This window comes from Bacillus sp. EB600 (assembly GCF_024494385.1).
In the GTDB taxonomy this organism is placed as follows: Bacteria; Bacillota; Bacilli; order Bacillales; family Cytobacillaceae; genus JAEVLT01.
The window spans coordinates 127,630-140,539 of sequence record NZ_JAEVLT010000005.1 but is presented as its reverse complement, the minus strand read 5'-3'; the positions used below and the strand labels follow the sequence as shown (position 1 = coordinate 140,539).

11 protein-coding genes and 1 pseudogene are annotated in these 12,910 nt (G+C 39.3%); 1 reads left to right on the top strand and 11 read right to left on the bottom strand.

What is annotated here, in order from left to right; genetic code table 11:
- Positions 1-69 precede the first annotated feature (69 nt).
- From JN080_RS07880 to hmpA, 5 genes are all read right to left on the bottom strand, one after another.
- Positions 70-933, bottom strand: coding sequence for a CAP domain-containing protein (locus JN080_RS07880; protein WP_256235388.1), 864 nt, complete (start codon positions 931-933; stop codon positions 70-72).
- Positions 934-1,191: 258 nt separating this feature from the next.
- Complete coding sequence (locus tag JN080_RS07875) at positions 1,192-2,172, bottom strand: ABC transporter permease (RefSeq protein WP_256235387.1); 981 nt, start codon at positions 2,170-2,172, stop codon at positions 1,192-1,194.
- Positions 2,165-3,076, bottom strand: a complete 912-nt coding sequence (locus tag JN080_RS07870) for an ABC transporter ATP-binding protein (RefSeq protein ID WP_256235386.1) — start codon at positions 3,074-3,076, stop codon at positions 2,165-2,167. The genes JN080_RS07875 and JN080_RS07870 overlap by 8 nt, the downstream gene beginning before the upstream one ends.
- A gap of 16 nt (positions 3,077-3,092) precedes the next feature.
- Positions 3,093-3,869: an SGNH/GDSL hydrolase family protein gene (locus tag JN080_RS07865; RefSeq protein ID WP_256235385.1), complete on the bottom strand. Its 777-nt coding sequence runs from the start codon at positions 3,867-3,869 to the stop codon at positions 3,093-3,095.
- Positions 3,870-4,221: 352 nt separating this feature from the next.
- Positions 4,222-5,466, bottom strand: coding sequence for an NO-inducible flavohemoprotein (hmpA, locus tag JN080_RS07860; RefSeq protein WP_256235384.1), 1,245 nt, complete (start codon positions 5,464-5,466; stop codon positions 4,222-4,224).
- 289 nt (positions 5,467-5,755) lie between these two features.
- Between hmpA and JN080_RS07855 the strand changes: the two genes are divergently transcribed.
- Positions 5,756-6,673, top strand: a complete 918-nt coding sequence (locus JN080_RS07855; protein WP_256235383.1) for a cupredoxin domain-containing protein — start codon at positions 5,756-5,758, stop codon at positions 6,671-6,673.
- A 165-nt stretch (positions 6,674-6,838) separates the two neighbouring features.
- Here JN080_RS07855 and JN080_RS07850 read toward each other — a convergent pair whose 3' ends face one another.
- The 6 genes and pseudogenes from JN080_RS07850 to JN080_RS07825 all read right to left on the bottom strand — a co-directional run.
- A complete protein-coding gene (locus JN080_RS07850) occupies positions 6,839-8,122 on the bottom strand; it encodes a sensor histidine kinase (protein ID WP_256235382.1) in 1,284 nt (427 codons plus the stop codon).
- A gap of 11 nt (positions 8,123-8,133) precedes the next feature.
- On the bottom strand, positions 8,134-8,805 hold the full coding sequence (locus JN080_RS07845) for a response regulator transcription factor (RefSeq protein ID WP_256235381.1): 672 nt from the start codon (positions 8,803-8,805) through the stop codon (positions 8,134-8,136).
- A 100-nt stretch (positions 8,806-8,905) separates the two neighbouring features.
- A complete protein-coding gene (locus JN080_RS07840; RefSeq protein ID WP_256235380.1) occupies positions 8,906-10,072 on the bottom strand; it encodes an ABC transporter permease in 1,167 nt (388 codons plus the stop codon).
- Positions 10,050-10,760, bottom strand: coding sequence for an ABC transporter ATP-binding protein (locus tag JN080_RS07835; protein WP_305473842.1), 711 nt, complete (start codon positions 10,758-10,760; stop codon positions 10,050-10,052). The genes JN080_RS07840 and JN080_RS07835 overlap by 23 nt, the downstream gene beginning before the upstream one ends.
- Positions 10,760-11,818 (bottom strand): efflux RND transporter periplasmic adaptor subunit, encoded by a 1,059-nt coding sequence (locus JN080_RS07830; RefSeq protein ID WP_256235379.1) that lies wholly within the window; start codon positions 11,816-11,818, stop codon positions 10,760-10,762. The genes JN080_RS07835 and JN080_RS07830 overlap by 1 nt, the downstream gene beginning before the upstream one ends.
- Positions 11,819-12,134: 316 nt before the next feature.
- A pseudogene (locus tag JN080_RS07825) lies at positions 12,135-12,887 on the bottom strand (MMPL family transporter); the annotation flags it as partial.
- Positions 12,888-12,910: the final 23 nt, after the last annotated feature.

Sequence of the window (12,910 nt, the reverse complement as noted above, 5' to 3'; positions counted from 1 at the left end):
TTATAAATGGACTAATTTTTTACCATAAAAAAGGAACCATCCCGGTTTAGTTGGGATAGTTCCTTTTTGTTACTTTCCAATAAACATTTGTGACCAATAGTTGCCGCTGGATGTATAACCTACACCAATGTTTGTATAATTTGTACTTAAAATATTTTTGCGATGTCCTTCACTATTCATCCACGACGTTACGACTTGTTGCGCGGTTGTCTGACCCATTGCGATATTTTCTCCCGCGGCCCTATAAGTAACACCGAAGTCCCTCATCATATCAAACGGAGAACCATAGGTAGGACTTGTATGCGAGAAATAATGTTTTGCATTCATATCGTTTGTCTTGGTTTGGGCTACTTTACTAAGTGAAGCATCTGCACTGAGCGGAGGTAAACCATTTTTCCTTCTCTCATTATTGGTTAGCTCGATCACCTGTTGAGCTATTTGACTGATCCTAGCCGATGGTGCCGTATTAGGCTGTTGTACAGGTGGCTTTCCAGGTATCGCCGGGATTTGTGTATTCGGCGCAGTGATGATATTTTGCCCTGGTTGTGTAATTCCTCCGGTTTGTGGCTGTCTTGTTCCAGATTCAAACATATAGTACCAATACTGCCCATTGTTCACCTGTCTAGTGTGCGGAAATTGATGGCTCGGTGTAGTGGTGCTATAGGAATTTGGGTCAATGGTTATATAGCCGTTGTTCATAGGCTGGATTTCATTAGCCGTGAAGAGAGGATTCACGTTTGGACCATTCCGATTACGGTCTGATACGTTTAGATTACCTGTTGGATTTGACACATTTGTATTCCGAATTGGATGCTGTAAGTCACCTGTTGACACGTTTCTGGGACCATTTACATTATCGGTATTATTGGCACAGCCCGAGAGTGCTGCCATTAAGATTGCCGCGATAACCAGCTTTACTTTTTTAGATTCCAATGTTAAAACCTCCTCTTTGACCTCAAAAGGTCATCCTTATTTTTTTCCTAACCATAAAAAATATGGTTGGTAAAATAAGTGGAGAAATAGAAAAGCGGTAGCGACCGTTTAGCGACGTATGGACTGGGGCACACCGACTGAGATAAAGGAAACACGAAGAGCGGAAGCGCATTCGTGCTTGACTTATCGTAGGGAGGTGGGCGAAGTACACTAGTCGCTGGGCGCTGGAGCTGGACAGTTATCTAAATTCAAATAAATTTAATATACATCCTTTTTGGTAAAGAACAAAAACGCAACAAATAATGCTGCTGCCCACCAGACTAAGAGGTCAATCAGCGAAAAGGAAAGGGTCATACCCTCAATTGGAGGTGCAGTACCCTTTAAGTAATCAGTTAACCGCAAATTAACCATAAAGAAATACTTTGCTGAGTGCCATGACGACACCATATTGCTGAGAATAGCTCCTGAAATTAAAGCTGCGAGCATTACACCCATTCCAGCTGCCGTACTACGAATCAAGACCGAAAGCATGAAAGATAACGTCCCAACGACAATGGCAACAAACCAAACCAAACCAAAGTCCATCAACAAATATTGCCACGTATCAAGAAGTTTTACCGCAGCTGTATTTAACCCCGATTCATTTACCGAAAAACCTGTTAGAATAGGCGCCTGCCATCCCTTGTAGCCAAAAACCACCCCAGAAAGCACGTAGGCAAGAACACCTGAAATAAACACGATTAATGAGATCGCCAAACATAGGGTAATATATTTACTTAAAAGTACCCTCCACCTGCGAACAGGCCTCGTCAAAAGCAGCTTAATCGACCCAAGACTGTGCTCAGATGAAACAAGATCGCTTGCAATCACCATCACCATTAACGGGATGAATAAATCAATTGAATTCTCAAGAAACATCCTGACAAATGTTGGAGCCCCAGGCTCCGAAGGATTTATATTATGGTTAAGATAATATTGCTGCTGTTGAAGAGAAATTTGCAGCTGCTTCTTCCATTCAGCTGATATCCTGCTTGAGCTTAAGCGATTTTGGGTGTCAATAATTTGCTGCTGCAAAATGGTTCGCCAATCACTTGTTCCCAGTTTCTCACGTTGGGTTTGAACCGTTTTATATTGTGCGTATGTAAACAAAATGACAAGAACACCTATAATGAGTGCAATCACAACCAGACGTTTTTTTGCGATAAGCTTCATCATTTCGTTTTCAATCAATTTAGTCAATCTTCGCACCCCCTGTAAGCTCGAGGAAAAGATCTTCCAATACAGGAAGCTTTCGATTCATTTCCGTCACTTGAACGCCTGCATCAACAAGCTGTTTATTCCAGTCTGCAATATTGGTCTCATCGAACTCTGTCAACAATATACCATCAGTCTTCACTTCCACTTTGGTCAATTTTTCCAAAATTTGTTTTCCATTGTTAAAAGGGTGAAGGTGCCATTCGACTCTTTCTCGGTTAGATAATAAATGCTGGACCGTATCGGTTTTAATAATGGTCCCTTTTGTTATAATTGCCACACGGTCACACAAAAGTTGGATTTCACTTAATAAGTGGCTTGAAACCAATACACTTAATCCTTCCTTCTCTGCCAGAAACCGAATAAACTGCCGCATTTCGCGAATTCCTGCGGGGTCCAACCCGTTTGTAGGTTCATCAAGGATCAAGACCCTAGGCGATCCTAAGAGTGCTTGGGCAATTCCGAGGCGTTGTCTCATCCCAAGGGAATAGGTTTTTACCTTATCATGAATTCGTTCCGATAACCTGACAAGCTCTGTAACCTCTTTGATTCTGTCCTCCCCAACCCCATCAAGCATCCGCGCAAAATGAAGAAGATTATTCCAGCCTGACAGGTACGGATATAGCTCTGGATTTTCGACAATACAGCCGAGATTTTTTAATGCGTTATGAAAATGAGTTTGAATATTGTAACCACAAATTTTAATCATGCCAGAGGTTGGCTTAATTAACCCAACGAGCATCCGGATTGTCGTAGTTTTCCCGGCACCATTTGGTCCTAAAAATCCGAAAACCTCACCTTCCTTTAATTCAAATGTGATTCCTTTAATGATTTCTTTTTTCCCAATTACTTTTTTGAGATTATTTACAGATAATGTGATATTCTCCATTCGATCTCGTGTCTCCTCACCATGTAAGCAATGCTGCTACCCGTTCTGCAATCAGTCGGTAGCCTTTTGAATTTGGATGAAACTTATCTGAATACAGATAATCATTTACTTTTAATTCGAATAGATCGAAGGTTGGAACAAAGACAACTTTTGGAAATGCGGCACTGACCTCTGCACTATCATAATTCCAACGGCGAACTATTGTTGATGTCTCTTTTCCAGTACTTAAATTGATAAACGGGTTATACAACCCAACAAAAAACACGTTCGCATTGGGATTTACGTTTCGAATCTCTGTAAAAATAAACTTTAAATTATCTAAATACTTTTTCTCTATCACCATGATTTTGTCCGTTTTATAATCCACTAAGCCTTGGCCGCCTCTAAACAAATCGTTGCCACCAATTGTAATTAATACCATATCAGCACCGCCAATTTGCCGCAATACCTCGGGTTGCTTCACCTGTTTGCAAAGTTCATCGGAAGTCTGTCCATTTATTCCAAGGTTTAATAAACTGACCTGTTTGTTGGTCCGCTTTTTGACCTGATCTTTAATATCGCCGACAAAACCTTTGCCTGTATCATCCCCTAAACCTTTCGTCAGTGAATCTCCCAGTGCCACAATGTTTATTGTTTTTTTATTTTCTGCCTTTTTGGATGCTGTTTTAACTTGAGAAACTTTACCAGGTGTGGATGCGTAATATTTGGTGATTGTCCACCCAAGCCCAAATAGCCAGAGCAGGCATAATAATGCTGAGAAAAAGGTAATCAATCGTATGCTGTTCTTGTTCAAAAAGCTTCATCCTTTCAGGCTTTATCCACCTTCCATTTAAACATATTTGGCAAGGGAATCAAAACAGGGATACCTTATTTTTTATCCAATCTTATCGACATTCGATAATCGTTAACATTTGGAAAAAATATTTCGGTTATAAATAAATTTTGGGACCTTTGGATTAGTCAATGGCCATGCATAAATGTAAAAAGCCGATTTCCACTCGTGGAAATCGGCTTTTTTCGATTAAATTTATAGTCGCGGAATTTATATTTTTGAACCTTGAAAACTGCCTAGCCTGGTATAAGGTTCGGAGACGATACCTTGCACGAAGAAAAACAGTAAGTTCTTCCATGGAGGCCGCCTACTACTATTGTACTTCGCTCAATGGACGCTCCTGATTTTCTAACAAATTACCTTTCGGTCCAAAAAACTCGTAATGGATTTTAGCTTCGTCAACACCTAGTTCTGTTAATGAACGATTGATTGCCTTCATAAATGGCTGCGGCCCGCAGAAATAAAAATCCGCATCGTTAATGGCTGTATTCTCCTTCAACCACTCCTTCGTTACATAGCCTTCGACATCAAATTTTTTATTGATACGATCATCTTCATTTGGTGAATCATAAAATACAAATGCTTTCACCTTGTCATTAGCAGATATTTCGTCGACTTCATCTCTTAAAGCGTGAACGCTGCTATTTTGCGCAGCATGGATAAATGTAACATCCCGCTCTGGTTGAACGTCTGCTACAGTTTTTAACATACTTAGGATAGGAGTAAGACCAACACCGCCACTTAATAAGACAACAGGTGACTTTTTATCCAAATCCAAAATGAAGTCTCCAGCAGGAGCACTTATATTTAAACGGTCTCCTTCATTTACACTCTCATGAAGGTAATTTGAAACCTTTCCATCTGGATTGGCCGTTCCTGTTTCTTGTTTAACGCTAATCCTATAGTAATCTTTACCGGGTGCATCTGATAGGCTATATTGACGAATATGGGTGAATCTTTCCCCTTCGATTTCTAGTTTTATGCTGATATATTGACCTGGCTGGAAGCTCGCAATTTCCTTTTTGTCTTCCGGTTTAAGATAAAATGAGGTAATTACGTCACTTTCTTTCACTTTACGATCGACAATGAATGGACGGAAGCCTTCCCAGCCTCCACGTTGATGTGCTGCTTCATCATACATTCCAGCCTCAACACTGATAAAAGCATCCGCAATAACACCATAGGCCTCTGCCCAAGCGTCCATGATCTCATCTGTTGCAGCATCTCCTAAAACATCCTTAATGGCCAATAATAGGTGTTCTCCGACAATCGGATAATGCTCCGGCTTAATTCCCAAACTCCTGTGCTTATGAGCAATTTGCTTTACGACAGGAAGTATAACTTCAAGATTGTCTATATACATTGCTGCTGCATAAACTGCACTTGCAAGCGCTCGCTGCTGCTTGCCTTGTTTTTGATTGGCATGATTAAAAATATTTAGTAATTCTGGATGGTTTCCAAACATTAATTGATAAAAACGTGTTGTAATTTTTTCCCCATATTGTTCCAATACAGGCACAGTTGATTTAATAATGTCTACTTTCTTTTGATCTAACAAAATTAACACTCCTCTTTAGTTAGCACTTTGTTCATAGTGTTATTATATGGGACATTACACAGCAACTTAGTGATCTAAATCACATTTCGAATTATTTTTTGAAAAAATAATAGCTTAAAATCATTATTCACAAGTTATGATTATCAGTTTGGTATATTTATACTTCTCTTAAAATAAATTTCATGAAACGTTCAAAATAATCCATTAATCGGTATTGTTAATTTCACATTTAATTACTACATTAATGATATAGATATAATGTTTTTTAATGCAGTTAAAGGAGACAAAGATGAATACGATAACAATTATTGCAATTGCAGTGGTTTCCATTATGAGTGGCTATACAATATACCAAGTCTGTCAGCATAAAAAGAAATTAACAAAACTTCATGGGATTGTCATTGCCATGACAACAGCAGCCATGACTGGGATTATGAGTGGATATTTGAGCGGGGTTCTTTCCGCGGACCTATTCCTGTCTTGTGGTATCGGGATTATTATAGGGTTTATAATTGGATTTCTAGGCGGACAGCCAATCGGAATTATGCCCATTCTACTTGGATCACTTTCTGGTCTTATGGGCGGTCTCATGGGGGCAATATTGGGTGTAAGTATTAATACAGAAAACCCTTTTATCTTCTTGATTATTCTTTTAGTTTTCTATGTAATTTTACTTGGGTTCGTTATTTTATTAATTCATGTGGAAGCGAGTGGAGAATTAATCCTAGATACACAAACAATCTCACCGTTTGTCGTTCTATCAGCAGGGATTGTTCTACTATCTATATTTTTATTTCTTTATAGCAGCGACATCATTAAAGTTAGTAACATGGCAGCAACTGCCCATGCTCAAGAAAATGAAGCTGCTGGCAATACTTCAACCACGAGTAATTCAAGTGGTTCAACAACTGCTTCGGGTGAAGTTGACGTAACAAAAGAAAGTTCTCCAAAAATTAAGATGGAAGTAACTCCAACTGGGTATTCTCCAAACGTATTGCGGGTAAAAAAGGGAGTACAAGTGGAATTAGACATTCACAATCCTCTGAAAAACAGCTGTTTATCAACCTTGTCAATGCCAAACTTTAACATTAATAACGTAAACCTGAAAGTGGGAACCACAACTTTAACGTTTACACCTTCAAGTATAGGTGAATATAAATTTAGTTGTGGAATGAATATGTTTAACGGGAAAATCATCGTTGAATGAAACTGCATGACGAACAAAGGCACGCTGCGTTCACTGCAGTGTGCCTCTTTATTATTAATCAAACCAGTTTTCCGTTAATATTGTGCATAAGTTCCTGATGATTAACTGATTCCTGTTTTATCATCAGGAATAGACACATTATCAAAGGAGATTCTAAACTTATTCTTAAGAAATGTTTTTATTTTCTCTTTTTTGGATTTTTGGGAAAGTAATTTCGATCAAGGTGCCTTTTCTTAGACTACTGGTCACCTTTACCTTGCCATGGTGCTTTTCGATAATCCATTTGGCAATTGAAAGTCCAAGACCGGTTCCCTCGACGCCTGTCCGTGATTTATCGCCTTGATAGAAACGATCAAAGATTCTTGGAATATCCTTTTCAGAAATTCCAATTCCACTATCCTCTACCTGAAGGACAATAGAAGAATGGCTTTGACTACAGGAAAGTCGAATTCTCCCACCTTCGCTTGTAAATTTGATCGCATTATCAAGCAAAATAACAATCATTTGATGGATTCTTTCAATATCTCCGAGAAAAGTTACTGGCTCAGATGCATTGAGCACTAACGATTTTCCCTGATATGAAACTATTTCCTCAAATTGCTGTGAAATCTCACGTAACAATCCGTCTAGTTGAAAAACTTCCTTTTTTACCTCAATTTGATTAGAATCTGATCTTGCCAGTGTTAATAAATTTGTTACTAGCTTAGAGAGTCGCCTTGATTCATTAGAGATTGTCGATATATCAATACTTTTATCTTTAATGGTTGCAGACGGGGACCGAAATAACAGGTCTGTCTTTGCCTGGATAACAGCCAGGGGTGTTCTTAATTCATGGGAGGCGTCTGAGACAAATTGTTGCTGCTTTAGCCATGCATTTTTAATCGGGATTAACGCTCTTCCTGCCAAAAAATAGCCTGAGCCAACCGCACATAAAATCCCAACACCACAGCCAATCGTCATTATTAACAATAACCTGTCTAATAATTCTTTTTCAGAGTTTGTATTCCTAATAACCTGAATTGTGACTTTCCCAATATTGGTTTCAACTGGAACTGCATAATATCGATATGAAAAGTGGCCTACCTCAATATCTGTCAGCTTATTTTCTAGTTTTGGCTCGATCAGCTTTTCATTCCCCATAAAGAGATCCGAACCTCTGTTTTGCTCTATAAGCTGATGCTTTTTATCCCATAATAAAGTAATAATCCTAGGGTCTCTCCTCATCGGCACTTGGGTTCCATCCCCTATTCCCTGGTCTGGAACCGATCCTATGTCCTGGTTTGAATTGTGACTTTGAAAATGACTGACTGACTCTATTAATGAGATATTAACATCACGATATAATTGGTGCTGGGTGAAAAAGTAGATTATCGATCCCAAGATACTAATTAATACAATAAAAACCACCGAATTAATTAATGTGAGCCGGACATGTGTTTTTTGAAACATTTGCTGCTCCTCTATTCTTCATTTAACATATAGCCAACGCCACGGATCGTTTTAATATCAGTATGGTAACCGAACGGCTCTAATTTTTTACGGAGATGGTGCATAAACACCTCAACAATAGCAATGGTTGTATCCGAATCGAAACCCCAGACCCGGTCATAAATCTGCTCCTTCGTTAAAATAGCCCCTTTATTTTGGATCAAAAATTCTAATAACTCATATTGTTTAGCCGTAAGCTTTATTAAGTTATCGTCCACAACTACATCCCGCTCTTTTCCTAACAGCTCTATCCCTCGAAACTGAATTGTTTGACTAGTGGTTAAGCTTCCGCTTCTTCTTAATAGCGCCCTAATGCGTGCCTTTAACTCAGCAGCTTGAAAGGGCTTCGTTAAATAATCATCCCCACCGCTATCGAGTCCCATCACTCGATCTTCTAATGAATCCCGTGCCGTTAAAAAAAGGACAGGAATTTTTGAACCTTCATTTCGGATTGCTTTCAACACTTCAAATCCATCCATACCGGGCAGCATGACATCCAATATAATTACGTCGTGGATATTTTGCTGTGCTAAAAATAAGCCATCTTCTCCATTCGAGGCCTGATCTACTTCAAATTCATCTGCTAAAAGCTGGACAATCGAGTCCAGCAATGGAAGATTATCTTCAACTACTAATAAACGCATTTTTATCGCTCCTCTATAGAGTTTCCACTACTAAAAATAAGATCGAATATCCTTATTTAATATTATATTAGGAAAAAAGCGGTCGCAAGATGCGATCGCTTTATTCATAACGCAAAGCCTGGATCGGATTTAATTTTGAAGCTTTATTGGCTGGGAATACGCCAAACACGACCCCGACAGCAAGCGAAAACAGGAATGAGAATATCACGATAGAGCTTGAAAAAGTGACGGTCATGCTTAAGGCAGAGCCTAAAATCTTCCCTATGCCGAGTCCAAACAAAATACCGATAATACCTCCCATTGCGCTCAACACAACAGATTCAATTAAAAATTGCCACAAAATATCGCGCCTTTTTGCGCCAATAGCTTTTCTTATACCAATTTCTTTTGTTCGTTCAGAAACAGACACAAGCATGATATTCATAATGCCGATACCGCCAACCAACAAGGAAATCCCTGCAATACCGCCAAGCATCATGGTCATCGAATTGGTAACAGAACCCAATGTATTCATTAAATCCTGCTGATTCGTGACACTATAACTGTCCGTTTTATTTGGGTACATACTTGCCATTGCATTTTGAACTTCAGCCATAACTATATTCATATCCTGCTTATCTTTTCCTTGCAAGTAAACTTGATTAATATTTGTTGTTTTCACTAGTCGTTCAGCCGTGCTTAACGGAACAATTATAACATCATCACCGCTTTGGCCCAGAGAGCTTCCTTTAGAAGCCAAGACACCAACTACTTTAAAAGAGTTGCCATCTACTTGAATATATTGTCCAACCGAATTTTCTGTTCCAAAAAGATTTTGGGCAGTCGTTGCACCGATTACAGCTACTTTTTGCCGATATTCTGTATCGATATCAGTAAGGAAACGGCCGTTGCTAACTTGAGTATTTCGGACGGTCGAATAAGCAGCATTGGTTCCAGTCAGTGTTGTCTGTGTTGATGTTCGATCTTTTTTGACACTTACCCTGCCAGAAACAACTGGTGATAAAGCATTAACGCCAGTTAATTTTCCTAGCTTGTTAATCTTATCTTCCGTTAACGAAAGGTCTGTACCAAATGTATTAATCGTTATTAGATTGGTACCTAAGTTATTAATCTGACTAGTCACATTTGCGGTTGAACCTTGAGCAATTGACACAAGTACTATGACGGAGGATACTCCAATGATAATTCCTAGCATAGTCAGGACAGAACGCAGTTTGTTGCCTTTAATACTCCGAAGGGCCATTTTAATAGATTGTAGGAATGCCAATTCGTTCACCCTCATTCTCAAACAATTGTCCATCTTGTATGCGAACCATTCTTTTCGCTTGCTTCGCGATTGATAAGTCATGTGTGATTAAAATAATGGTATTACCTGTTTCATTTAATTCTTTCATCAACTGAAGAATTTCAATACTCGTTTTAGAATCAAGCGCCCCTGTGGGTTCATCAGCCAATAAAATTGATGGTTTGCCTACTAGTGCCCGGGCAATTGCTACCCTTTGCTGCTGACCGCCTGAAAGTTGAGTTGGTAAGTGGCCAGCCCTTTCTTTCAAACCTACTTTCGTCAAAGACTCGATTGCCATTTCCTTCCGCTCTTTTGTTGAAACCCCGCTATAGATAAGCGGCAGTTCGACATTCTCCAGTGCAGTCAGTTTGGTTAATAAATTAAAGTTTTGAAAAATAAAGCCGATTTTTTGATTTCTAATCGTTGCCAAATCATTATCATTCATCTTTCCTATTTCTTTCCCGTCAAGATGTAATTCCCCTGAATCCGGCCGATCAAGACAGCCAAGCATATTCATTAAAGTAGACTTTCCTGATCCCGACGGTCCAATAATGGCTAAAAATTCGCCTTTATCAATATTTAGTGAGACATTGTTCAATGCATGAACTGTCTCACCCCCAAGCTTATAGGATTTCATTAAGTTGGAAATTTGGATCATCGGTGTGTTCATTAATTACCACTCCTTCCGCCAAAATTTCCTCCTCCGCCGCCATTTCCGCGATTCATACGGTTTTGACCGCCTCCGCCGCCAATTCCGCCAAATCCGCCCATCAATCCACGAGAGTTACCGTTCGCAGTTGTCGGATTGCTGACAGCTAGATTTGGTAAGCGAACAGTTTGACCTTCGGTTAACCCCTGGGTGATTTCCACATAATCTGCATTAGCAAGACCAGTTTTGACAGTGACTCTGTTAGCAGACCAGTTTTGACCTTGGCCTTGTTGACCTTGTTGACCTTGTTGACCTTGTTGACCTTGTTGACCTTGTTGACCTTTTTGGCTTTGGTTTGAATTACCGGAAGCTAAGATGACAAATTTTTGGCCATTCATTGAATGTTCAGCATCAAGCGGAACATAAAGAGCATTATCTTTACTTGCTGTTAAAATATCAGCTTCAGTGCTCATTCCTACTTTTAAATTCTGCGGATTATCGATTGAAACATCAACATTGAAGCTTGAAACTCCATTTGTAGAAGTTCCTTCGTTTGCAACCCCGGTAACTTTTCCTGTAAAAGTTTGGTCAGGAAGGGCACTAACCTTAATGGTTGCAGTTTGACCTACCTGGACTTTGGGAATATCAAGCTCATCAATTGAGGCAACTGTCTTTAAAGTGTTATAGTTTGTCAAATGTGCTACGACACCTCCGGCTTGAACACGGGCACCAGGCGTAACAGCTAGCGTTGTAATGACACCATCAGCAGGTGCAGTTATCGGATCACTGCCATCGGTAAACGTAATTAAGCTCTCCCCGCTTTTAACGGATTCTCCGGCAGATACTAATACTTCAGCAATTGCATTATTGTTTATTGGTGACAGAATATCTTGACTTGTTACCGGCTGAACCGTTCCGGTACCGCTCACATTCACCTCAAATTTACCTTTTTGAACTGTAGCTGTTCGGTTTTGCATCATAGACTGTTGATTGTTTTGGTTTGATTTAGGGACAAGAAAATAATAGCCTGCAAATCCAACAATAAGAATTCCAATAATAATATAAATCCATTTTTTCATCTTCTCTGCTCCTTTTCCTACATGGATTACTTCGATGCCCTCAGATCCATAACAAACACTTTGTTTGGATAAGCTGATTATGATGAACATTTCTTAACTTTTCCTTAAGTTATTGTAAGGGTCTTTGTAGAGTATTTTAAATGACTAATATCATAGCAAAAGCACAAGTACCCGTTTGGCGAAGTCACTAGGCGCTGGGTGCTCAACGGAATAATTTCCTCCTTAAAAATAAAAAGACCAATCCTTTCATCGCAACATAAAACAATTACATGTTACTAGAAAGGTTAGGTCTTTATGGGGAATACCTTATGTTAACTTACGAATGTAAAATAGTCCCTGAGTTTTGATTCTCTGTATTTCTATGTTTTATAAACGGCCACCAATTGGCTTCACCAAATGTTTTAACCATAACCGGCACAAATAAAGGCAGAATGAAAAGTGAATATAAAGTCAACCCAATTAACAGAATTGTGGCAATTTCAAGTAACGAGAGCACACCTGAGGGCATCATTGCCGCGAACGTACCGCTTAAGATAATAGCTGCTGAGATAATGACTGTCCTCATTGTTTTTATTGAAAGCCAAATAGCTTGCTCTACAGGTAAATGCCGGTATTCATTAAATCGGTCCATCAGAAAGATACTGTAATCAATTCCAAGTGCAATCAAGATGACAAATGCAAAGAACGGAACCGCCCAACTAATGCCTGTGTATCCTAAAACATCGACAAAAATTGTTTCTGAAATCGCCATTGATGTATAGTAGGTTAATACTAATGCACCAATTAAATAAAGCGGCATTATCAAAGAGCGGAGTAAGATCATTAAAATAATGCCAATCCCGATCAGCATTAAAACAACGGTACGGGAATAATCTTGCTGCGATATGGTGTTCAGGTCGTGGTATGTACTTCTCACACCGCCAATTGCCACTTGGGCATTCTCAAGCTTTGTATCCTTCACTGCCCGTTTGACAGCCTGCTTCAATTCTGGGACACGCTTGATCGCTTGATTAGAATACGAGTTTTTACTAAAGACCACATCAAGTGTCATTACTTTGCGATCAGTCGAGTAGGCCCAGGGGATTTCACCCT